Source organism: Acinetobacter sp. WCHAc060006, assembly GCF_004209135.1.
GTDB lineage: Bacteria > Pseudomonadota > Gammaproteobacteria > Pseudomonadales > Moraxellaceae > Acinetobacter > Acinetobacter cumulans.
Map to the genome: position 1 here is coordinate 169,148 of NZ_SGSS01000002.1, position 21,425 is coordinate 190,572.

The 21,425-nt window shown below is 40.9% G+C and carries 21 protein-coding genes, 4 tRNA genes and 1 riboswitch; of the genes, 9 read left to right on the plus strand and 16 right to left on the minus strand.

What is annotated here, in order from left to right; translation table 11 throughout:
* Nucleotides 1-30: 30 nt before the first annotated feature.
* Nucleotides 31-642: a LysE family translocator gene (locus EXE29_RS02405; RefSeq protein ID WP_117006486.1), complete on the plus strand. Its 612-nt coding sequence runs from the start codon at nt 31-33 to the stop codon at nt 640-642.
* Here EXE29_RS02405 and EXE29_RS02410 read toward each other — a convergent pair.
* Entirely contained in the window at nt 634-1,197 is a 564-nt protein-coding gene (locus EXE29_RS02410; protein ID WP_120363791.1) for a TetR/AcrR family transcriptional regulator, read from the minus strand. The genes EXE29_RS02405 and EXE29_RS02410 overlap by 9 nt on opposite strands.
* Nucleotides 1,198-1,302: 105 nt before the next feature.
* Between EXE29_RS02410 and EXE29_RS02415 the strand changes: the two genes are divergently transcribed.
* Nucleotides 1,303-1,827, plus strand: a complete 525-nt coding sequence (locus EXE29_RS02415; RefSeq protein ID WP_117006488.1) for an HPP family protein — start codon at nt 1,303-1,305, stop codon at nt 1,825-1,827.
* A 94-nt stretch (nt 1,828-1,921) separates the two neighbouring features.
* On the opposite strand, the gene ribB is transcribed toward EXE29_RS02415, so the two are convergent.
* A complete protein-coding gene (gene ribB, locus EXE29_RS02420; protein WP_120363790.1) occupies nt 1,922-2,581 on the minus strand; it encodes a 3,4-dihydroxy-2-butanone-4-phosphate synthase in 660 nt (219 codons plus the stop codon).
* Between the two features lie 104 nt (nt 2,582-2,685).
* A riboswitch (FMN riboswitch) is annotated at nt 2,686-2,835 on the minus strand.
* 269 nt (nt 2,836-3,104) lie between these two features.
* On the opposite strand from ribB, the gene EXE29_RS02425 reads away from it, so the two are divergent.
* Nucleotides 3,105-4,904 (plus strand): DUF2157 domain-containing protein, encoded by a 1,800-nt coding sequence (locus tag EXE29_RS02425; RefSeq protein ID WP_120363789.1) that lies wholly within the window; start codon nt 3,105-3,107, stop codon nt 4,902-4,904.
* Nucleotides 4,901-5,434, plus strand: coding sequence for a GDYXXLXY domain-containing protein (locus tag EXE29_RS02430; RefSeq protein WP_117006490.1), 534 nt, complete (start codon nt 4,901-4,903; stop codon nt 5,432-5,434). The genes EXE29_RS02425 and EXE29_RS02430 overlap by 4 nt, the downstream gene beginning before the upstream one ends.
* A 112-nt stretch (nt 5,435-5,546) precedes the next feature.
* Here the strand turns inward: EXE29_RS02430 and panD are convergent, their stop codons facing one another.
* The 11 genes from panD to EXE29_RS02485 all read right to left on the minus strand — a co-directional run bounded on the left by panD (nt 5,547) and on the right by EXE29_RS02485 (nt 11,989).
* Complete coding sequence (panD, locus tag EXE29_RS02435; RefSeq protein ID WP_067668515.1) at nt 5,547-5,927, minus strand: aspartate 1-decarboxylase; 381 nt, start codon at nt 5,925-5,927, stop codon at nt 5,547-5,549.
* Between the two features lie 151 nt (nt 5,928-6,078).
* Nucleotides 6,079-6,654, minus strand: a complete 576-nt coding sequence (gene pth / locus EXE29_RS02440) for an aminoacyl-tRNA hydrolase (RefSeq protein ID WP_106984516.1) — start codon at nt 6,652-6,654, stop codon at nt 6,079-6,081.
* Between the two features lie 19 nt (nt 6,655-6,673).
* Entirely contained in the window at nt 6,674-6,970 is a 297-nt protein-coding gene (gene rplY, locus EXE29_RS02445) for a 50S ribosomal protein L25 (RefSeq protein ID WP_106984517.1), read from the minus strand.
* A gap of 99 nt (nt 6,971-7,069) precedes the next feature.
* Nucleotides 7,070-8,023, minus strand: a complete 954-nt coding sequence (locus EXE29_RS02450; RefSeq protein ID WP_106984518.1) for a ribose-phosphate pyrophosphokinase — start codon at nt 8,021-8,023, stop codon at nt 7,070-7,072.
* A gap of 37 nt (nt 8,024-8,060) precedes the next feature.
* Nucleotides 8,061-8,135, minus strand: a tRNA-Gln gene (locus EXE29_RS02455).
* 91 nt (nt 8,136-8,226) lie between these two features.
* Nucleotides 8,227-8,301 (minus strand) — tRNA-Gln (locus EXE29_RS02460).
* Between the two features lie 18 nt (nt 8,302-8,319).
* A tRNA-Gln gene (locus EXE29_RS02465) sits at nt 8,320-8,394 on the minus strand.
* Between the two features lie 28 nt (nt 8,395-8,422).
* Nucleotides 8,423-8,497 (minus strand) — tRNA-Gln (locus EXE29_RS02470).
* Complete coding sequence (ispE, locus tag EXE29_RS02475; protein WP_106984519.1) at nt 8,496-9,332, minus strand: 4-(cytidine 5'-diphospho)-2-C-methyl-D-erythritol kinase; 837 nt, start codon at nt 9,330-9,332, stop codon at nt 8,496-8,498. The genes EXE29_RS02470 and ispE overlap by 2 nt, the downstream gene beginning before the upstream one ends.
* 323 nt (nt 9,333-9,655) lie before the next feature.
* Nucleotides 9,656-10,267: a lipoprotein insertase outer membrane protein LolB gene (gene lolB, locus EXE29_RS02480; protein ID WP_106984558.1), complete on the minus strand. Its 612-nt coding sequence runs from the start codon at nt 10,265-10,267 to the stop codon at nt 9,656-9,658.
* A 9-nt stretch (nt 10,268-10,276) separates the two neighbouring features.
* Nucleotides 10,277-11,989 (minus strand): tetratricopeptide repeat protein, encoded by a 1,713-nt coding sequence (locus EXE29_RS02485; protein WP_120363850.1) that lies wholly within the window; start codon nt 11,987-11,989, stop codon nt 10,277-10,279.
* Between the two features lie 78 nt (nt 11,990-12,067).
* On the opposite strand from EXE29_RS02485, the gene hemA reads away from it, so the two are divergent.
* Nucleotides 12,068-13,351, plus strand: coding sequence for a glutamyl-tRNA reductase (gene hemA / locus EXE29_RS02490; protein WP_106984520.1), 1,284 nt, complete (start codon nt 12,068-12,070; stop codon nt 13,349-13,351).
* 63 nt (nt 13,352-13,414) lie between these two features.
* Here the strand turns inward: hemA and EXE29_RS02495 are convergent, their stop codons facing one another.
* Both EXE29_RS02495 and EXE29_RS02500 read right to left on the minus strand, forming a co-directional pair.
* Nucleotides 13,415-15,349 (minus strand): DNA primase, encoded by a 1,935-nt coding sequence (locus tag EXE29_RS02495; protein WP_117006491.1) that lies wholly within the window; start codon nt 15,347-15,349, stop codon nt 13,415-13,417.
* 222 nt (nt 15,350-15,571) lie between these two features.
* The gene (locus EXE29_RS02500) at nt 15,572-16,564 is read right to left on the minus strand and encodes an outer membrane protein assembly factor BamD (protein WP_120363788.1); all 993 of its coding nucleotides are present in this window, start codon (nt 16,562-16,564) and stop codon (nt 15,572-15,574) included.
* Nucleotides 16,565-16,635: 71 nt separating this feature from the next.
* On the opposite strand from EXE29_RS02500, the gene rluD reads away from it, so the two are divergent.
* From rluD to EXE29_RS02520, 4 genes are all read left to right on the plus strand, one after another.
* Complete coding sequence (gene rluD / locus EXE29_RS02505; protein WP_120363787.1) at nt 16,636-17,688, plus strand: 23S rRNA pseudouridine(1911/1915/1917) synthase RluD; 1,053 nt, start codon at nt 16,636-16,638, stop codon at nt 17,686-17,688.
* A gap of 102 nt (nt 17,689-17,790) precedes the next feature.
* Complete coding sequence (gene pgeF / locus EXE29_RS02510; RefSeq protein WP_120363786.1) at nt 17,791-18,531, plus strand: peptidoglycan editing factor PgeF; 741 nt, start codon at nt 17,791-17,793, stop codon at nt 18,529-18,531.
* A 40-nt stretch (nt 18,532-18,571) separates the two neighbouring features.
* The gene (locus tag EXE29_RS02515; protein WP_117006494.1) at nt 18,572-19,123 is read left to right on the plus strand and encodes a flavodoxin family protein; all 552 of its coding nucleotides are present in this window, start codon (nt 18,572-18,574) and stop codon (nt 19,121-19,123) included.
* Between the two features lie 232 nt (nt 19,124-19,355).
* On the plus strand, nt 19,356-20,780 hold the full coding sequence (locus EXE29_RS02520) for a hypothetical protein (protein WP_120363785.1): 1,425 nt from the start codon (nt 19,356-19,358) through the stop codon (nt 20,778-20,780).
* An 86-nt stretch (nt 20,781-20,866) separates the two neighbouring features.
* On the opposite strand, the gene smpB is transcribed toward EXE29_RS02520, so the two are convergent.
* Nucleotides 20,867-21,346 carry an SsrA-binding protein SmpB gene (gene smpB, locus EXE29_RS02525; RefSeq protein WP_086176263.1) on the minus strand — a complete coding sequence of 160 codons (480 nt, stop codon included), beginning with the start codon at nt 21,344-21,346 and terminating at the stop codon, nt 20,867-20,869.
* Nucleotides 21,347-21,425: the final 79 nt, after the last annotated feature.

Sequence of the window (21,425 nt, forward strand, 5' to 3'; positions counted from 1 at the left end):
GGGAATATAAGCTGATCTTGGTCTTTAAATATGAACTACTCTGAATATTTTTTATATTGCGTGGCTGTGATTGTGATGATTGCAACGCCTGGCCCAGTCATGCTTTTGGTGGCAAGTGCTGGTTTAAAAGGTGGATATAAAAAAGCCTTACAAACGATTTTTGGCACGAATCTGGCCTCATTGGTTCTTATTGTATTTTCTGTATTGATTTTAAAAGGTGCGTTAAATATTAATGAGCAATGGCTCAATGCAATTAAGGTGCTGGGATGTATCTATATTGCTTATATTGGTCTACAGGTTTTAAAAGAAGCACGTGAAGCTCAGCCTGAGCAAAGTCAGGTGGTACTCCCAGATACGCAAGGTGGCTTTAAGCAAGGCTTGCTGGTGGGTATTTCTAATCCTAAAGATATTATTTTCTTTGCATCTTTCTTTCCGCAATTTACAGGTATTACAGCGGATTTAAATTTGAGCCTGAGTATTTTAACCATCAGTTGGATTATTCTAGATTTTGCTACGTTGTCTTTAGTTTATTTAGCTTTTAATCGTTTATCGCGCTCAGCAGTCTATCCAAAATTATTGGGAATCTGTGGCGCGGTATTGGTAGTGGTGGCCTTATACGGCATTTACAGTGCTTTATTTTGAAGGCTGAGCCATCAGTAAATGGATTAATTGAAAGATCAGCGTTTTTTGTTGGTTGCAGGTTTGGGTATTAAAACCATCGACCAGTACAGTACTAATGAGTCCTTCAAGCTGAAGATAAAACAAGGCACTTATTTTCTGCTGCTGAGGAAGGCAGGTAGTTTTGCTTTGAATTAAATCACGGATCCATTGTTTATGTGCCTGAGAAATGGCAAGTATATCTGTGTCTGCAGCATTTGATTCACCCACAGCTCGAACAAATAGACAGCCTTTGAAATGATCTGCTTGAAACCAGTGGATATGCCAGTCATAAATTTTTTCTAAAGCCTCTAGACCTTCAAACTCTTGAACGGCTGTCAGTAAGCTTTGCCTAAAGCGTTCATCTCGCGCTTGCAAAACGCTGTAAACCAGCTGGTGCTTATTTTTAAAATAGGTATACAGCGTAGTTTTAGAACAGCCTGATTCATCTCGAATCAGATCGACACCAACAGCACTAAAACTTTGCTGATTAAACAGCTGTTCTGCAGTATTTAAAATTTTCTGTGCTGATTTAGACATCGCGGTTTTACCTCATCTGAAATAGCATATTTACAAATAGTACAGATCTGTACTATTTTAATTATAGCGCGCGCTGTATCTAATATCAATCAAGAGGAAATCAGCATGAATATATTCGCGGGTAAAGAGAAACTAGCACCTCGACCATCAGGGCGGGCCTTGCTGCGTGGATTTTGTGGGGGAACGCTCAGTATCTTTATTTTGTTGCTGATTGGGCAGTATTCACATCATGCATGGATCATGGCACCTTTTGGTGCGAGCTGTGTACTGTTGTACGCTGCAGCGCAGTCGCCATTGGCCCAGCCACGCAATCTTATTTTTGGTCATGTCATTTCTGCGACAATCGGTTTATTTTTTGCTTTATATCTTCCTATTAATATTTTCACAATTGCAATTGCGGTAGGCCTTGCTATTGTTGGTATGCAATATCTACGCTGTGTGCATCCGCCCGCGGGAGCGAATCCATTGGTTATTTTATTAACTGCGAGTACAACCGCTTATGATTGGAGTTTTTTGCTTTTTCCAGTGCTTTCGGGCGCGGTGAGTTTGGTATTGGTTGCTTATGCTGTAAACAATATTGGCAAAGGAGCAGTGTGGCCTGAATATGGTTTAGGCTTGATGAAAAAGTAGGAAAATAAATTTTGATCTAAAGCTGATCTTGCATATCCATAAAAAATCCCAGCAGGAGAGTTCCAACTGGGATGCATTTTAAACTGCGTATGAATTATAGATTGTGTGCTTGACGATACTGTACCAGTTCTTCAATGTTAATGAGCGTGAGCTTGTGCTCATTCGCATAATCTAAGACTTGCTTGCCTGAGGCCATACTGCCATCTGGATTTGTGACCTCGCAGAGTACACCTGCGGGCTGAAGACCTGCTAAACGGGCTAGATCAATAGAGGCTTCAGTATGACCACGGCGGCTAAGTACGCCACCATCACGTGCACGTAAAGGAAATACATGTCCTGGGCGGTTTAAATCACTTGCTACAGCACCTGTTTTAATTGCTGCATGAATGGTGGTCGTGCGGTCTTGTGCAGAAACACCTGTGGTAACCCCTTGAGCAGCTTCAATTGTGACAGTGAATGCTGTTTTGAATTGGCTAGAGTTGTTTTGCACCATAGGTGGAAGTTCAAGGTGATCTGCGAGTGCATTGGTGAGCGTAAAGCATACAATTCCAGATCCATCACGTATCATACGTGCCATGGTTTCGACATTCAGTGTTTCAGCTGCAACGATAAGATCGGCTTCATTTTCACGGTCAAAATCATCCATGACTAAAACAGGTTTGCCTTGACGAATATCTTCCAGTGCTTGTAAAACACGCTGTTCTGATGGGGGAAGGGCTCTAAAGAAAATTTCGGGTTGAATTAAATTAGACATTGAAACGCTCGCGTAAGTTTTAAGGTACGGTTGAACATTTCAGGACATGTGAAATAGTGTGGCGTTACGGCATAGCTTGAAAATATCAAGCCATTAAAATGTGACGTCGTCTTCTTTCATCCGGACTATACCGTCGGCTTTGGAATCTCACCAAATCTGCCATCTCATGCAATGAGATCGGCTCGTGGGCTATGGGGGATTAATATCCAACCAATTACCACCGGTGGGGAATTACACCCCGCCCTGAAGCGATGTCATTTGATTATAAGCCGATTGCGCATAAAGGCCAGCTTTTCTATATGACTAGTCAAGCTATACATATTCAAAATATGGGAAAGTCTTTTGTGAAGCTAGGTTTATAGTGCTTTATCACTGGTATTATTGGGTGTGTCGCTTTAAGCTTTAGCATTAAAATATAGCGTGCTATGCACGTTATTTACGTATGATAAAAATAAAAATGTATATGTAGCACTGAGCTTTTACGGGCCCAAAGATAAAGAAGAAAAGGGTTAAAACAGAAATTATGGAAAATTTACTGAATCGGCAGAATTTTCAGCATCATTTAGCTGCAATTGGTTTTGGCTTATTGGGCGTGAGCATCCTGTACTTAATTGCAGCCAATTGGTGGATGCTACCTCAGATTGTACAACTGGCTTTACCACAAGTATTACTGTTGATTATTGCCGTACTGAGTGTGTATTTTTCTCGTGCGTCTGAAGCGGTGATACAAACATTACATGCTTTGTGTGGGTTAATGCTCGGTTTGTCTCTTGCAGTGATTGGGCAGGTGTATCAAACAGGAGCAAACAGTTATTTGTTATTTCTGTTGTGGTCTATTTTGTTGCTTCCTTGGTTGTATCGGCAGAATGCAGGGATTTTTATTTTATTGGGTTTGACTGGTTTTTTAGCACTTTACTTGGCCTCGGTGCAGTTGGGTTTTCATGATTGGCAGAGTATTGTGTTATTGCAAATTTGGTGGTGTGGCATGTGGTTGCTGGCTTATTGGCAATATCATGCTTTAGAAAAATATACTTTGCTTTGGATCGTGGTCTTATCTGTAGTGAGCATGGTTGGCTTTTTCTATGCAGACCACCTAAGTGCTGCTGTTTTATTGATCAGTGCTTTTGTGCCACTTTCTTTGCTGGCTTGGCAAAGCTACCGCAAGCAAGATACCTTGGCTGTGAGCTTGCTCAGTGCAGGCATAGGTATCAATATTTTAATGTGGGTAGCGTATGGGCTGATTGATCAATTAAATTTAGGCACCTTCGGGTTTTTAATTTTGGTCATTTTGAGTCTTGGAATTTTTTATTTAATTACACGATTTATATTGCAGGTCTTACCAAAATCTTATGTGAGTACTATTCCCTTGGGGATTGGCGCATGGTTAGCAGGCATATTTCTCTCGGCCTTTATTTTTGGCATGGTGCGCTCCGCATGGGGTGCATTGCTGTGTGGCGCTATTGCGTATGTGGTAGTAGTTTTTCAATTCAGAAAGGGAGAGCAAATCGGCCATCATTTTAAAAATCAATTACTGTATTGCTTACTGATTTTTTCACAAGTTGGCATGTATGGTGGGGTACTTGGGCTGACAAAAAATCCTGTGTGGGCAATGCTAGTAATGCCTCCATTGATTCTGGTTAGTTATGTATTACGTCTACGCGCTTGGTTGCTGTGGTTACAGTTGATTTCTTTTTATTCGATGTTATTGCTGTGTTTGAACTTCGCAGTTTATGAATGGCAGATGGGGCAGGAGCTGTTTAGTTGGCTTTGGTATGCCTTGCATTATGTTGTGTATAGTTTGGTCGTGGTTGGTTTATTTGTTTTAGATCAAAAATATCAGCGTAGTTTATTGTTTTGGGGTTTAGCAGTTTTATTAATTGGCCCAGCATCACTCATGATGGGGCGTGACTTGTTTGCCCCATCAGGCAGTTTAATTACTGTTGAGTGGTGGGCTAAGCTGATCTTTGTAAGTCTATGGTGGCTTGCATTTGCCTATATATATCAACACTTTTGTTCGCAACGATTTACGATTTTTCAGTGGGCGCTGTGGGGGATATTTTCCATAGTTTTATTGGCTTTAGGGTATTTTGAAATTTTTCTGTGCATGTTGATGCTGGCATGGGCGTTGGAGCGCAAAGATCGGCTGATCTATGCATGCAGTATTGTCGTACTATGTCTATTGCTTACTCATTTATATTATTTCTTAGGGCTGAGCTTTTTGGTGAAAAGTCTGAGCATTTTTATTTCTGGTCTCGCTGTATTGTTATTGGCTTATTTGGTGCGCCGTAATCAGTTGCCAAATACTCAGCAGGAGCAGATATGAAAAAAATAATTCCGATCTTGTTGACCATCTTAAGTCTGATTTTATTTGAAACCTTAATTGCAAAGAATGAGCAACATTTAGCAACAGGTCAAAGCATTTATGTTTCTTTGGCACCAGCTGACCCGCGTGCATTGCTTCAAGGGGATTATATGGCGCTACGTTATAACTTAAATTTTGTGGGTGCTATAGTGCAAGCCCCCTGGGGTGCATTGCCTTTGGCTTATGTGCTGGTTGACTCACAAGGGCGTGTTTTAAAAACCAGCTTTAAACAAGATATATTGCTGGGGCAGGGCCGTGTTTATCCTTTACAGCTCAAAATGGGGCATGGTGAGCGCCCATTTCCAGCATCAGACAGCTACTTTTTTGCAGAGGGTTTAGCAGGTTGTTATGAACAAGCACGGTTCGCCTTATTTAAAGTGTCGGCTGAGGGTAAACCATTACTGGCGGATTTGGTGAATGAGCAATTGCAACCACTGCATTGTGAAGCACAACAAAAATGGCAAGAGGGTACTGAAAAACCAGTGAGTTAAATAAAATTAATGGTTTTTTTTGAGTCGTTGTGAGCAAGCGTGATGCAATTAATTATGAGTGTTTAGGTATAAAAAAACCCGCAGTTTACGGGTTTTTTAAAATCTTGGACTTTTAAGCCACTTGAACTGGAATACAGTTAGCTGTGTGGTTTACAGTATTGTTTGGGTTTGCATATACCAAACGAGGTTTATGAGCATTTGCTTCAGCTTCAGTGAAATCACCAAATGTTGCAATAATCATTAGGTCGCCAACGTCAGCTTGAAGTGCTGCACCACCATTGACAGAAATGATGCCTGAACCTTCTTCGCCACGAATTGCATACGTTGTAAAACGCTTACCATTAGTCACGTTCCACATGTGAATTTCTTCATATTCGCGGATACCGGCTAAATCCAAAAGAATGCCATCGATCGCACAAGAACCTTCATAATGTAATTCTGCTTGTGTTACGACACAACGGTGGATTTTTGCTTTTAATAAACGAGATAGCATGGCTAGCGTCTCCTTAGTGGACCTAAGATTTTGATCTTATGGTTAAATCAGTTTTCTACTTACAGATTACGTTCAGCAAGCAAGCGCATTTTGCTCTGAAATGAGCAACATGGCAAGAAACATTGTTCAACAATTTATGGATTGATCAGTTCTATTTGTAAGCATTGATTTGGTTCATGGCTTGTTGTATGTCTCCGTTTATCAGTAGTTTGCTACGTGATAAAGCATGAGCAATAGCATCATCCATTAAACCTTGTTCACTGCTAGGGGCTTTACCCAATACATGTCCAGATACACGGTCTTTAGAACCTGGGTGACCAATACCAATGCGTAAGCGATGGAAATTAGGACCTGTATGCGGAACGATATCACGTAAACCATTATGACCACCGTGACCACCACCTGTTTTAAGGCGAATGACACCTGGGTTCATGTCCAGTTCATCGTGTGCAATGAGCATTGCTTCAGGAGCAATTTGATAGAATTTTGCGAAGGGAACAACACTTTTACCAGAAAGGTTCATAAAGGTTGTAGGTAATAACAGACGAACGTCCTGACCTTCAATATTACCGCGACCACTAATTCCGTGAAATTTTGGGTCTGCTTTGAGCGAGATACCATAAGCTTCGGCTAAACGTTCTACGAACCAAAAGCCAGCATTATGGCGGGTTTGGGCATACTCAGAACCTGGGTTACCCAAACCTACAATCAGTGAAATATTTGACACTAATTTACACCATTAACACTTATGCGCGTTTGAAGTCAGCGTGCATAGGAGTGTTTTTAGACGGGTGACGTTGTAAAGCTTGGATTTTAACGCTTTCAACTTTACCGTCGATGTTGATTTCTACAGTTTCTTCAAAGAAAGCTTTGTTTTCTAAAGCTTTAACAAGCTCACGAAGCTCTAAAGTTACTGCTACAGGAGCTGCTTCGCCACCGTAGATGATTGCTGGAACTTTAGCTTGAAGACGAAGGCGGCGGCTCGAACCTTTCCCTTGTACTGCTTCTTCACGTGCTACTGCATTTAATACGAAGTTTGCCATGATAGACATCCTTAATTTAAGTTTAATTGACTAGACCTTCGACCAGTCTAGTGAGTAAAAGCCCCGCCAAAAGGCAGGGCTTCGGAATTCAGCGCTATATTATAGATAAGAATCAAACATTGCGCTAATAGATTCTTCGTTGTTAATACGACGAATCGTTTCAGCAACCATACTTGCTACTGAAACTTGACGAATCTTGCCAAGAGCTAAAGCTTCTTCTGAAAGAGGAATTGTGTCAGTAACAACAAGTTCATCAATAACAGAGTTCTTTAAGTTCTCAATTGCTTTACCAGACAATACTGGGTGAGTTGCGTATGCAACAACTTTACGCGCACCAAAAGTTTTTAATGCGTCAGCTGCTTTACACAAAGTACCCGCTGTATCTACCATGTCATCAACAATGACACAGTCACGGCCTTTTACATCACCAATCAAATGCATCACTTGTGATTCATTTGCTTTTTGGCGACGTTTATCGATGATTGCAAGATCGATATCACCCATTTGTTTAGCAACAGCACGCGCACGTACTACACCACCAACGTCAGGAGATACAACCATAAGGTTGTCATGTGACTGTTGACGAAGATCAGCTAAAAGAGCAGGTGTACCGTAGATGTTGTCTACAGGAATATCGAAGAAACCTTGGATTTGGTCTGCGTGAAGATCGATCATCACAACACGGTCAATACCTACAGTAGTGAGCATATCTGCTACAACTTTAGCAGTAATAGGCACACGGCTTGAACGAGGACGACGGTCTTGACGAGCATAACCAAAGTAAGGGATTACAGCAGTGATACGGCCAGCGCTCGCACGGCGTAAAGCGTCTGCCATAACCAAGACTTCCATAAGGTTGTCATTTGTTGGGGCACACGTAGGCTGTACGATAAATACGTCTTTACCACGAACATTCTCAGTGATTTCTACAGCAATTTCACCATCAGAAAAGGTAGAAACGGCAGCAGCACCTAGAGGAATATGTAAATGGCTTACGACTTTTTGAGCGAATTGTGGATGCGCAGTTCCACTAAAAACGACAAGATTGGGCATGAAGCACCCTTGGCGGTTGATATATAGGGAAAATAGATGGCAGGGGTAGCTGGATTCGAACCAACGGATGCCGAGATCAAAACCCGGTGCCTTACCACTTGGCGATACCCCTAATGCGGCAGAACTTTAATATTTTTACAGCTTTTTGTCAAGATTATTTAACATCGAAGCTACAAAAGAATGTTCTGTCTTTTTTGAGAAAATGGCAGGGGTAGCTGGATTCGAACCAACGGATGCCGAGATCAAAACCCGGTGCCTTACCACTTGGCGATACCCCTAATTTGATGACTGTAAGATGGCAGGGGTAGCTGGATTCGAACCAACGGATGCCGAGATCAAAACCCGGTGCCTTACCACTTGGCGATACCCCTAATACAGTACATCTACAGGTGAATTAAATGGCAGGGGTAGCTGGATTCGAACCAACGGATGCCGAGATCAAAACCCGGTGCCTTACCACTTGGCGATACCCCTAACACACCTTGAATTTGCGTAATGGCGATTCTTGTAAACTATTGACCAAGTAAGCTTTACATGGTGAATTTTCAAGAATGTCATTTACATTCAAATTTTCGGTTAACTCAATAAACACACAAGCACCTGTACCTGTAAGTTTTGCAGTACCGAACTGATCTAAGTATTGCATTGCTTCATCTACTTCTGGATATAAACTTCTTGCCAGTGGCTCAAAGTTATTGCCGAAACTCGATGGCGTTAACTGATAGGCGCAAAATTTAGAGGGCTTTGAGTTTCTTGTCAACGTTTTTTGTGAAAAAAGTAGTTGAGTGCTGATAAAACAGTCAGGTTTGAGCACAATGAACTTTTTTTGAGCTAAATCTATGAATGTTAAGTGTTCACCGATGCCTTCAGCCCATGCATTTTGACCGTGTACAAAGATTGGAACGTCTGCACCCAATTGAACGCCGAGTGCTGCGAGTTGTTCAATTGTTAGCCCGCACTGCCAGAGTTGATTCAAAATAAGCAGTGTAGTGGCCGCATTAGATGACCCACCGCCCAGACCTGCACCCATTGGAATATGCTTTTCGATGCTTATTTTTAAGCCAGTCGGTGTTTTTGCATACGGTTTTAGGATTTGTGCGGCTTTGTAAATCAAGTTTTGTTCTAATTCAACCGAACCAATGCCATCAATTTCGATGTTCTCTGAATTTGTTTGTTTAAAATCTATCCAGTCGTATAAATCGATTAGCTGAAAAATGCTCTGCAATTCGTGGTAACCATTTTCACGGCGCCCCGTAATGTGCAAAAACAAATTTAATTTGGCTGGGGACGGAACTCGAATTACATTCACGATCGTTTTTTCCTAAAGCTTTGTGCTTATAAATGCATCATATATAGGCTGGCATTATAGTCGAATATTGTTTTGTGTTGATTGCAATTTGAAATTGTGAGGGATGTGCTTAGTTTGAAAAAAAATAAGTGATGGAATTTTGCTCGAAAGAAATGGGCATGAGTTGTTTAGTACTTTGCTTGTTTGTGCTTGTTTTAGGTTGAGCAAATTAAAAAAAGCTCATGATGTATTCATTTGCTGTTTTATTATCAAAATAAAAGATTAGCCACTGGTTATAGCCAAGCACTTGTTGATTGGGCTTGGCTATACCTTAACTCTGGTGTTTAACGATTTTGAATTACCATGGTAATGCGGTTTTCTTTACCCGATTCGAGGGCTTGTTTCAAAATCAATTTATTTGGCAAGGTTGCATGTTCTGCATAGCTTAAGTCAACATTCCAGTCATCTTCAATAATTTGAGTTATGCGTTGCTGTTCATCTTTGTTTAGTTGGGCAGATGCTGTCGCGGGTTTTGCTTGTACCCATTTGATTAAATGTGTAATAGGTGCATGCCATCCTGTTGCGCGTTCGAGTAGCTCTTCGGGGCTATCTGCGTGGATTTCACCAGTTTTAGCACTGTTAAGCGTTACTTGGCCTGTGTGGCCTGTAATTTGCGTTTTACCCACGCCTAAGATGCCACTTAGCTCGATATCAAATTTATCTTGTTGCTGTTGCCACGTAAAAAATGCACTACCAGATTGTTGTGGTGTACGTACACCAATTTTTCCTTGTAGGGCAAACTGATCTTTAGCTACGTTTTGCGTTTGGGTTTCTTCAGGCGCGGTTGGTTGGATAGCTTGTGGGGGAAGCTGTGGTTTACTAAATTGTTGGCAACCTGTCAAAGCCAAAGTACTGCATGCAAAAAAGGGAAGGGTGTATTTGGACAGTTGGCGCATCATGCGGGTTTAACTCTTTTTAATATATTGAGGTAACAATAGCGAATTTAATTGATCTAATTGCGGATCATTTGGGTATTTTTGTTGCAGTTGCTGTAACACTTGGTTGAATTTATTCATATCACCTTGCATAAAAATAGCACGAGCATAGCGTGTGCCAATATTGACGCTATGGCTTAAGTTGTAAGCTTTTTCGAGCACTTGTGCAGAGGTGATAAAGTCATTTTGTAAAAAGCAAATATAGCCCAATGTATCTAAAATAGATGCTTGTTCTGGTGCATATTCCAGCGCATGTTCGACATAACTACGCGCTTCATCTAAGCGTCTATTTTGCATTGCCAAGGTGTAGGCATAAGCATTGAGATAGGTTGGGCTATTGGGTTCTAATCTGAGTAGTTTTTTGAGTAAGTTGTCGAGTTTTTCCCGATCTTGAAAAGGATCAAGCATCAGCACTTCGGCATAAATCAGCTCTGGATCATCAGGCAAGTTTTTAACGGCTTCATCTAATAAGCGCACAGCTGCTTTTTTATTGTTCATTCGCTTTAAAATATCAGCCTGAGCAAGATATAAAAAGCTGGCATGCTGGGGGTAGTTCACACGCTCTTGGGTTAAAAATCGTAGTGCATCGTTAAGTTTGTCTTGTTCAGCAAATATATGAATCATATTGCGACGTGAAACCGTATATAAACTGCCGTCTACTAAGCGATAGTAGGCTTTAGCAGTTTCAAAGTGTTGTTTTCGCTCAGCATTGACTGCAAGATAATAGTAGGCTTCATTTTGATATTGTGCTGAATAACGTAGTTCGACCAAATATTTTTCGGCCTGTTCATAATGCTCTAAATCAATACTGGTTAAGCCTGCAATAAAAAGTGCCTCATCGGTTTTTGGCCATTTCTTGAGTAAATCTTCTAGTTTGCTCAGGGCTAATTCTGATCGATTGATATTGATTAAATACTTTGCTTCCGCAAGGCGAATATCGATATTGTTGCGATGCTTATGACTGGCTTTAGCATACCAATTGACGGTGTCATCCACATTGCCTAAAGCATTTAAAATATTGGCTTTTAATAAAATATAACTGGTGACTTTAGGGCGCTTATTGAGTGCAAGATTAATAGTGCTGAGGGCATTCTCTAGCTGGTTGTTTTGAGCTTCTAAGCCTGCAATAAGTACCAAAATAGATGGGTTGGAACTCTCTTTGCTTGCCCTTAATGCGCGAATTAAAAAGTCACGATCTTCCTCAGACTCAGGAGAAATTCCAGTTAAAATTTGAGCTAAATCAGCATTTGGATCAATATTTAATATCTTATTTAAGGTATCTGCAGCCAAATCATATTCATGTGTTTTGAGGGCAATATGCGCCAAGTAGAACATGGCTGGCACATCTTCAGGTTCTTGTACCACCCAAAATGTTGCGATGTCTAAAGCCGCACGTAGATCATTTTGTTCAATTGCAATATTTAATGCGCGTTGTTTAACCGTTGTTGAATTGCTTTTTATGGCCAAAACAGTGTAATTATGAACTGCGGTAGGAATATCGTCATAAGCCAGTGCAAACTCAGCAATCATGCTTTGCTTGAGTGCATCATAATTTGAATTTGCATGGTAAAATTCTCCAGATGCTCGAATTTGAGCACTAGAAGCCATGCTACCAAGTAACAAGAATGTGGTAGAATAATGCTTTATTGTCACGCCGCTAATTCGGCTATTTGTTTGACGCAATTTTTCTTGATCCAAGTAATGCTTTTTATGACACCGATGTTGCACAATAGCATAAATTTAGCGAAATGATGACCTGATATGTCTTTCTTTGCATTAGGTGTCAATCATCAAACCGCCTCTGTAGAGCTACGCGAACAGATTGCATTTAACCCAGAAAAGTTAAGTGCTTTACTCGCGGAGCAGAGTCAGTGTGCCGATTTAAACGACATGGTTGTGGTCTCGACTTGTAATCGGACTGAAGTCTATGCGATGTCTGAAAATGCAGACATGGTGATGAATTGGCTCGCACAATCAAATGGTTTAGATGTTCGGCAGTTAAGCAATCATGTTTATCGCTATGAAAATGCCAATGCGGTAACACATCTGATGCGTGTGGCAAGTGGTCTTGATTCATTGATGTTGGGCGAGCCACAAATTTTGGGTCAAGTCAAAACAGCATTGTCTTTGGCCAAAGATGCTTCTACCGTTTCACCAAATTTAAACCGTATCTTTGAATATGCCTTTTATGCAGCCAAGCGTGTACGCTCGGAAACTGCTGTAGGTAGTCATGCTGTATCAATGGGATATGCTGTAGCGCAACTGGCGTTGCAGGTGTTTAGTAAGCCTGAACAGCTGACCGTCATGGTGGTGGCTGCTGGCGAAATGAATAGCTTAGTGGCAAAGCATTTGGCTGAAATGGGTGTGGGTAAAATCATTATCTGTAACCGTACTCGCAGTCGTGCCGAAGCATTAGCACAAGAAATCGCACATCGTGTTGATGTAGAAATTATCGAATTTTCTCAGTTAGCAGAAAATCTGCACCGTGCAGATGTGATTTCGAGCTGTACGGGGAGTTTGCATCAGGTCATTCATTTTGCAGATGTAAAAGCAGCACTCAAAAAGCGCCGTTATAAGCAGATGTTATTGGTTGATTTAGCTGTACCACGTGATATTGAACCTAAAGTTGAAACACTAGATGGCGTATATTTATACGGTGTAGACGACTTACAGTCTGTAATTGATGAAAACCTTGCACAGCGCCGACAAGCTGCAGTAGAAGCAGAGGTGATGGTCAATCAATTGGCCACAGAATTAATCACGCAACAAAAAGTAAATCTTGCGGGTGAGACGATTCATGCTTATCGTCAGCAGGGGCAAGAGTTGGGTCAAGCAGAGTTGAGTTTGGCATTGGCGCGTTTGCAAAAAGGTGAAGATGCGAGCAAGGTGGTAGAAGAGCTAACGCATCGACTTACTCAAAAGCTACTCCATCCGACATCTGTATTATTACGTCATGCAGCAGCATCAGAAGATCCAGCATATTTTGAAATGCTTCAGCAAGATTTAATTGAAACAGCAGAAAAGCGTCGTAAACCTAAAAAGTAAATACATGAAAAGGTTGCTTAAAGTTTGTGCTGTATTTTAAGTCAAAAAGAAAATGAAGATCGCTTATTCGTCTATGAGGGTAAGCGATCTTTTTTTATCAATATCATAAATGCGCTGTTTTAAATTTCTCATCTCAGACAAACTGGCAAATTTTTTCGATTTTAATTTTTGCTGTAGGAACTGATATTGCAGTTTGGTCGAAAAGTCGGCTGCAAGTTTATCAGCCTGTTCGGGTGAAGAAGTATAGTCGTCTACATTGGCCTGAGGCAGAATCTGGGCTAATTCATGATGATAATTCGCACAAGCGCCCATCACATAATAACTCGACAATTCTGGATCATCAGGTAAGTCATCAAAAATGATGTTTAAGACATTTAAGATTTTAAATAACAGTTGATCTTGTGGAACCAACGCACGTAAAGGTTCAAAGTGAATATATAAGTAAGGATGATTCATTAAAATTGCGATGACATATTCTTCAGCATCAATTTTAGTACTAAAGCTGAGGGAAGCATCTGTGTTGACTTGAGGTTGCCAACGTTTATTAAAACCAAGCTTTTCTCGGAAATACTGCTGTAATAAGTAGCGATATGACCCCGCTTTTGGTAAAAGTTCAGTTAAGTTGCGTAGTTCACCCATCACCTGACTTTTGCCTTCAGGTGAAGCAATATCTTGTTCACGTGTCAGCTGTGCAAATACAAATTCGGACAGAAGCGGAGAGGTGTCTAATAAACGACGGAAGTTTTCAATTCCTTCACGACGGATTAATGAGTCTGGGTCGTGATCATTTGGTAGTACAAAGAATTTTAATTCACGACCGTCATTGAGTAAGGGTAAGGCAATTTCCAGTGTGCGACGGGCAGCTTTTTGGCCTGCAGCATCACCATCAAAGGCCAAAGTAATACGGTTATTCTTTTTATCATTTTGATTAAACAGAATATTGAGATGTTCTGTATTGCTGGCTGTTCCTAAAGTCGCTACAGCACCAGCAACACCATATTGCTGCAAGGCGATCACGTCCATATAGCCTTCGACCATAAGCCAGTCATGGGCTTTTTGCTTACGTCCTTCATATAGGCCGTACAGCAATTGGTTTTTATGGAAAACTTCGGAATCAGGGGAGTTGATATATTTGGGTTTAATTTCGTCGTTAAGTGCACGACCACCAAAGCCAACAACCCGACCTTTTACATCTCGAATTGGGAAAATCACACGGTCGCGTAATAAGTTAAAGCTACGGCCATTATCATTGGTACGAATAAGTCCCAGTAACTTAATGCCTTCAATATCTTGCGGAAATGCTTTTTCTAAATGTTGCCAATCTTCGGGTGCATAGCCCAAACGCCAATAAGCAATGGTGTCGCTTGTTAGGCCACGTTGTTTAAAATATTGCTGTGCTGTTTGGCTTTGAGGTAATTTTTGTTCATAAAATTGCGCAATATTTTCCAACAAATCATACAAATTACCATCTTGAGCAGCCTCTTCAGGCACATTGAATTGATCAAAGCCTACGAATGGGTCTTGAAAAGCAGATTCGTCAAATGCTTGAAATTCAGCAAATGGGTCATGTTCTAAATTAGGGGTAAATGCGTCATTGCTGGTTTGTGCTTTAGTTGGATTGTCTTTATTGGGCGCAACTGTAGCTGCAGTGACTTTGGGTTTGGCTGCTTCGCGTTTGTATTTAAGTTTATTGGCGTCGCGGTTATCTTTAGGTAACTCAATTCCTGTCTGACTCGACAAATCCTTCATGACATCCACAAAATTGCGACTGCCAATATCCATTAAAAAGCGAATGGCATTCCCGTTGGCTTGGCAACCAAAACAGTGGAAATATTGTTTATCGCGATAAACATGAAAAGAAGGTGATTTTTCTTGATGGAAAGGGCAACAGCCTGAATAGGTACGGCCAGTCTTTTTCAATTTCACGAATTGACCAATCACATCGACAATGTCGGTGCGATCTAAAATTTGATCAATTGTATGTTGAGGGATAGCCATGCCGTTGCCGATTTAATCTAGAAATTTAATGTGAAACAAATAAGATATTGTTTTTACAGCACAAATATTGAGTGATTCAATAAACGTAGCTGTAGGGTAAAAGGTTTAAGTCTATCTTTTATACAATTGTTGAGCTGTTGAGCACAAGCCCAAAACTAAAATATAAAAGGGCAAGTATGATAACTTGCCCTATGAAAAATTGCACCCAGAATAGCGGTGGAATTACTCAGCTGGTTTCTCAATGGTCGTCGTTTCAGTTTTTGGACGGTCCAGTAGGCCGAAACTCAAACGATTTGTGAGGCTACGCTCGTCATTGTCAGCAGAAGACTGCGTTTTGCTGTCTTGCTCAGAGTGGGTACGACCTTCTTTACCAAAAATACCAAGGGTGGCACGGTTGATTAAACTGCCGTCACTACGTGCTGCACGCATATTCACTGTGCCATCTGCTTTTACAAGCTCAGGATAGTTTTGTTTTAAAACGTTAATATATTGTTGAGCAGTGGCTTTATCACCAAGTTTTTCATAACCGTATGCTGTGGTTGCCAGTGCTTCTGGAATTTGTGGGGTTTGAGGATAGTGTTCAATGACCCAAAGTGAACGTTCAACAGCAGCTAAATAAGCCTTACGTTTGATATTAAAACGAGCCGCATTCATTTCACTTTCAGCCAATTCTTGGCCAATAAATTTCATGCGCTGTGCTGCATCTACCGCATATTCGCTAGATGGATAGCGACGAATAAAGTCGACAAAGTTTTGATATGCAAGTTTTAAATAGCTCACATCACGATGTGCTTGCTTTAAAGAAGTGTAACGAAGTAGGCCATCATAGTTTTGTTCCATGTTTGAAACGCCACGAACATAATAAGCATAGTCTACTTTCGGGTGTTGTGGGTTTAGGCGAATAAAGCGGTCTGCTAAAGCCACTGCACCTTCATAATCTTTTTGCTGGAATTTCACATACAACAATTCAAGCTGCGCTTGTGTTGCATAATTACCTGTTGGGTAATACGTTTCTAAAGCTTCTAGGTGTTTTGCGGCATCTGTATATTGATGACGATCTAACGCTTTTTGTGCTTTTTCAATATAAACTTGCTCACTAGAGAGTGGGCCAGTATCTACAACTTCTTTTTTGGGATTGCTGCTGCAGCCTACCATTGCCGATGCAATGCCAATTGTTAGAGCAAGCATTGTCATTTTATAATGTGGTAGTGACATAAAAATTCCTCTGTTATTACGGGCAATGAGCTACAATTGCACTATTAAACCACTTTTGTCTGAATGAGCAAATGAGTCAAGCACAATCTTCCAATTCTACTTTCCCTGAAACTGATTTCAATTTACTTGAAGATTCTGAGGATGCAGATAACCATACTTCAGACTCAACTGCAACACGTTTATCGTTGCAATTTCAATTGGATGAAAGCTATCTGGGACAGCGTATAGATCAAGTTGCAGCAGCAGTTTGGTCAGACTTTTCACGTGAGAAGCTAAAACAATGGATTAAAGACGGCAGTTTGCTGGTCGATGGCGTAGTCGTAAAGCCAAAATTTAAATGTGAAGGTGTTGAATTATTAAGCCTTGATGTTGAATTAGAGCCTCAAACACGCAGTTTGCCTGAAAATATTCCACTGGATATTGTTTATGAAGATGATGATATTATTGTCATTAATAAACCCGTAGGTATGGTTGTACACCCAGGTGCCGGTAACATTACAGGTACTTTGGTGAATGCCTTGCTGTATCACTATCCAAAATCTGTTGAACTTGCACGTGCAGGTTTGGTACATCGTATCGATAAAGACACGTCAGGCTTATTGGTTGTTGCAAAAAACCTAGAAGCTCAGTTTGCGTTAAGTCGCCAACTCGAGAAAAAATCGGTTTACCGTATTTACGATTTAGTCGTGTACGGCAACATTATTGCCGGTGGCACGGTTGATCAACCGATCAAGCGCCATCCAGTTGACCGTATTAAAATGGCTGTATTGCCAGGCGGTAAAGATGCAGTAACACACTATAACGTTAAAGAACGTTTCCAACATTTTACACGTGTACAAGCTCGCTTAGAAACAGGTCGTACGCACCAAATTCGTGTGCACTTTACCTATATTGGTCATGGCTTGGTGGGCGATCAAGTATATGTGCCACGTGTGCGTTTACCTGCGGGTGCTTCTGAGTTATTAGAAGACACTTTACGTGGTTTTAGACGTCAAGCACTTCATGCAGCTAAACTCGGTCTAGTGCACCCACGTACACGTGAAGACATGATGTTTGAAGCACCTTGGCCTGAAGACTTTACACAATTGGTTGAAGTCTTACGCACAGAAAATAAAGCGTACTAATTTCAATATGAAATTAAGCCCATATAAAGGCAATCTAAGTTGCCTGAGTATGGGCTTTTTTCGTTATGATGGGTTTAATGTTGTAAATGAAAGGGAATGGACATGCAGTTTGTTGAAGGCTTGCCGAAAGGGATCTATGTTGGTCAGACCCGTGTACACCACGCGCAGACCTTGGCAACTAGCAATGAAGCACTCAGTGGATTTAATTTAGCATTACATGTTCAGGATGATGCACAGCGTGTGCAACGCCATCGTATGGCATTGCTCAACGATTTTGCTACTTATGGCGTAAATAAAGTTACATGGATGACGCAAACCCACAGTACGATGTGTCATACCATTAATGAACAAATTCCTTTTGAAGCATTAGAGGGAGATGGCTTGGTCACTCAGCGTCAAGATCATGCGCTGATGATGATGACAGCAGATTGTTTACCTGTGGTTTTGGGCAATGCAATGGGCACTGAAGTTGCGAATTTGCATGCAGGTTGGCGCGGTTTGGCAGGCGGTATTATTGAAAACACCATTGCAGAAATGCAAACAGCGCCAACATGGGCGTGGTTAGGTGCGGCCATTAGCCAAGCGTGTTTTGAAATTGGTGCAGAAGTAAAACATGCATTTTGCTCAAAATATCCTGCCTTAGAAGATGCCTTTAAAACAGGTGAAAAAGACGATAAATATTATGCAGACCTATATGCTATTGCACGTTACATTTTAGCCCAACATGGGGTACAGACCATTTTAGGTGGCGATCAATGCTCATACAGCCAAGCAGACGAGTATTTTTCATATCGCCGTCATGCCGAAACAGGGCGCATGGCAACATTCGTGTTTATGGCTTGAAAATGTTAAACTTGAGTGAATCTTTCAGCTTTTAATTGTTATGTCTTTGTCTGATCAATCTCTCGCTATTGTTTATCACAGTCCATACGGGCATACCGCTAAAGTTGCTGATTTTATTGCACAAGGGGCTAGAAAAGTCGGGGTTCAAGTTCATTTAATGGATATTGAACATTTAGATTGGGAAGCACTAGATGCAGCTCAAGCGATTGTATTTGGTTGCCCAACTTATATGGGTAATCTTACCTCGGGCTTAAAGCTATTTATGGAGCAGTCTTCTAAGCGTTGGCTCGCGCGTTCATGGCAAGGCAAATTAGCTGCGGGTTTTACCAATGGTGGTGGATTGAGTGGTGATAAGTTGGCTGTCTTACAGCAAATTAACTTATTTGCCATGCAACATGGCATGTTGTGGTCAGGCTTACCGATGATGCCTACAGGCCGTGGCACTCAAGATTTGAATCGTATGTCGAGCTTTTTAGGATTAATGACACAATCTGACAATGCACCTGTAGAAGTAACACCACCTTCAGGAGATTTGGAAACTGCACTTTGGTTTGGTGAGTATTTGGGCTTATTGTTAAGTCGCCTTAAATAATAATGTATTGTTGGAATTAATTGTTAATATATATTTCAACTATAAATGAATGAAAAGCCAAAAGAAATTGCTTGCTTTTGGCTTTTTTTTGCCTTGAAATTGGCATTTTATAGGGTTTTAGTGTGATTTTAGTCACATAATGATATATAAATTTGAGATATTTCTTGTTCTAATCTTCTCATAAAACCGCCGAGGACGGCGCGATTAAAAAAGAAAAGAAGGATGAGCTAAAATGAAAAGAACAACACTTGTCGTTGCGCTTACGCTCTGTTTTGCAAATAGCGTATATGCAGCAGATGGGCTAAATCTCTTGGACGATCAGGAGCTCTCCAAAGTCAATGGTCAAGCTTTACTGAGCATAACCGTAACCGATCCAGAATTTACCAATGCGCAAATGAAAGCAGAAAATATTGGCTTTTATAAGCTTGGTATGGATGCTGTCATGGATTTAAATATTAATGTGAAGAGCTTAAAACTCGGCTGTGGCGGTGTAAATGGTGCAGGTGGCTGTGATATCGATATTGATAATTTAAGCCTGAGCGGGCAAAGCAATACTGCAGATGGACGAGCATCATCTTCTGCTCAACTCACCAATCCGTTTATTGAATTTGCAGTGAAAAACCCTAAAAGTGCAGCTGCACGTGAAATCGTAGGTTTCCGTCTTAGTGCAGATAAAGTTGTGGGCTTGCTCACCACGGGGACAGAAAATAGTTCTAAACCCAATGGGATTAATAGTTTATCTGGCTATATGAAAGTACAGTCAGACAGCAGTGGCACCATTAAAGGCTTAGCCAGCACAGCGGCGACGCGATACAACTTATATGGCTCAAATCAATACGGCAATCTTTCTGTAAATGGTCGATTACAAGCCTTAGGTTTAGGCGGAATTGCAGAAGTTGCATTTACCACCACGGCGGGTGGTTTTAATATTCCAGATATCAATAACAACCCATTTACCACGCCCGCAATTGTGGTGAATGGTACGCGTATGAAATCCGTCACACTGGTATCTCGGGTAAATGTACCTGATATTTTGTTGGGCGATGATAAGAGTGGTTATGCGCCTGAAGGTAAAGTTAATTACGACCCAACCACTGGATACCCAACAGGTGTTACTGCTTTGGGCGGAAAGGTAACAGCAACCGTGACCAGTTGTAATTTATTGGCTTGTTTATTGGCACCAACAAACTCTAAGTTTGAAAATGTATATATGAACGGAAAAATTACAGGCGTAACTGCGGATTTAACATTGAATCAGTCTTTGGGCTTAATTCATAATTTACCGATCAACTCCGCCGTATCCCTAAGTTTGCAAAAGCAAGCGGTCAAATGGTTGGGCACCAATGATGATGATATTGCACAAAAAGGTTGGTGGTTGTCTGCAAAAGATCCAGTCAATATTGGTGAAGTAATCCCACAAGATTTGATTAATATTGATCAACTGTTCCCACAAATTGGTACGGCCGTCAGTGATTATTTACAAAAGAATCCTGCCAAAACCAATGATTTGGGGGGCTTGTTAAAGCTAGGTGCATTAACTGCCAATATTGGTAATATTGATTTGAGTAACACGCCATTGAAATTAAATGTTGAAAACTTAATTTTAAAAGGCCAAAGCTTTGCATCTAACTGCTATGGTGGTTTGAAATTCTGCTAATCCAACACATTGAACTGGTTTAGTTAAAGCATATAAGTAAAAAACCTCCGCATTAGGAGGTTTTTTTACAGATAAAAAATAAATTTTTATTTGTGCATAATGCGGGCTTTGTCACGTTGCCAGTCACGGTCTTTTTCAGTTGCACGTTTATCGTGCAATTGCTTACCTTTTACTAAGGCAATTTCCAGCTTGGCATTTGGACCTTTCCAATAACATGCCAGTGGTACACATGAATAACCTTTTTGATTAATCGCGCCCATGAGTTTTTCAATTTCACGGCGGTTGAGTAAAAGCTTACGTGTACGCGTTGCTTCAGGTACAACATGCGTAGAAGCACTGAGTAGGGGCTGAACCTGCGCGCCAAATAGAAAAGCTTCGCCATTTTTAAAAGTAATATAACTTTCAACAATGGTCATACGGCCTGCACGCATTGATTTGACTTCCCAACCTTGTAAAGAAAGTCCTGCTTCAAATTTTTCTTCAATAAAATAATCGTGGCGTGCACGCTTGTTGAGTGCAATAGTGCCGCCGTTATTTTTTTTAACTACAATACTTGCTTTCGCCATAATCTGATACTTCCAAACTTAAGACTATTGTACCCGAACTTACATAGATATGAAGTTTTTAAATGATGGAGTTTCTTCA

What these genes read in the sequence shown, in the direction of transcription:
- EXE29_RS02405 (WP_117006486.1), top strand. Translation starts at nt 31, where the DNA reads ATGAACTACTCTGAATATTTTTTATATTGCGTGGCTGTGATTGTGATG.
- EXE29_RS02410 (WP_120363791.1), bottom strand. Translation starts at nt 1,197, where the DNA reads ATGTCTAAATCAGCACAGAAAATTTTAAATACTGCAGAACAGCTGTTT.
- EXE29_RS02415 (WP_117006488.1), top strand. Translation starts at nt 1,303, where the DNA reads ATGAATATATTCGCGGGTAAAGAGAAACTAGCACCTCGACCATCAGGG.
- ribB (WP_120363790.1), bottom strand. Translation starts at nt 2,581, where the DNA reads ATGTCTAATTTAATTCAACCCGAAATTTTCTTTAGAGCCCTTCCCCCA.
- EXE29_RS02425 (WP_120363789.1), top strand. Translation starts at nt 3,105, where the DNA reads ATGGAAAATTTACTGAATCGGCAGAATTTTCAGCATCATTTAGCTGCA.
- EXE29_RS02430 (WP_117006490.1), top strand. Translation starts at nt 4,901, where the DNA reads ATGAAAAAAATAATTCCGATCTTGTTGACCATCTTAAGTCTGATTTTA.
- panD (WP_067668515.1), bottom strand. Translation starts at nt 5,927, where the DNA reads ATGCTATCTCGTTTATTAAAAGCAAAAATCCACCGTTGTGTCGTAACA.
- rplY (WP_106984517.1), bottom strand. Translation starts at nt 6,970, where the DNA reads ATGGCAAACTTCGTATTAAATGCAGTAGCACGTGAAGAAGCAGTACAA.
- EXE29_RS02450 (WP_106984518.1), bottom strand. Translation starts at nt 8,023, where the DNA reads ATGCCCAATCTTGTCGTTTTTAGTGGAACTGCGCATCCACAATTCGCT.
- lolB (WP_106984558.1), bottom strand. Translation starts at nt 10,267, where the DNA reads ATGCGCCAACTGTCCAAATACACCCTTCCCTTTTTTGCATGCAGTACT.
- hemA (WP_106984520.1), top strand. Translation starts at nt 12,068, where the DNA reads ATGTCTTTCTTTGCATTAGGTGTCAATCATCAAACCGCCTCTGTAGAG.
- EXE29_RS02495 (WP_117006491.1), bottom strand. Translation starts at nt 15,349, where the DNA reads ATGGCTATCCCTCAACATACAATTGATCAAATTTTAGATCGCACCGAC.
- EXE29_RS02500 (WP_120363788.1), bottom strand. Translation starts at nt 16,564, where the DNA reads ATGTCACTACCACATTATAAAATGACAATGCTTGCTCTAACAATTGGC.
- rluD (WP_120363787.1), top strand. Translation starts at nt 16,636, where the DNA reads ATGAGTCAAGCACAATCTTCCAATTCTACTTTCCCTGAAACTGATTTC.
- pgeF (WP_120363786.1), top strand. Translation starts at nt 17,791, where the DNA reads ATGCAGTTTGTTGAAGGCTTGCCGAAAGGGATCTATGTTGGTCAGACC.
- EXE29_RS02515 (WP_117006494.1), top strand. Translation starts at nt 18,572, where the DNA reads ATGTCTTTGTCTGATCAATCTCTCGCTATTGTTTATCACAGTCCATAC.
- EXE29_RS02520 (WP_120363785.1), top strand. Translation starts at nt 19,356, where the DNA reads ATGAAAAGAACAACACTTGTCGTTGCGCTTACGCTCTGTTTTGCAAAT.
- smpB (WP_086176263.1), bottom strand. Translation starts at nt 21,346, where the DNA reads ATGGCGAAAGCAAGTATTGTAGTTAAAAAAAATAACGGCGGCACTATT.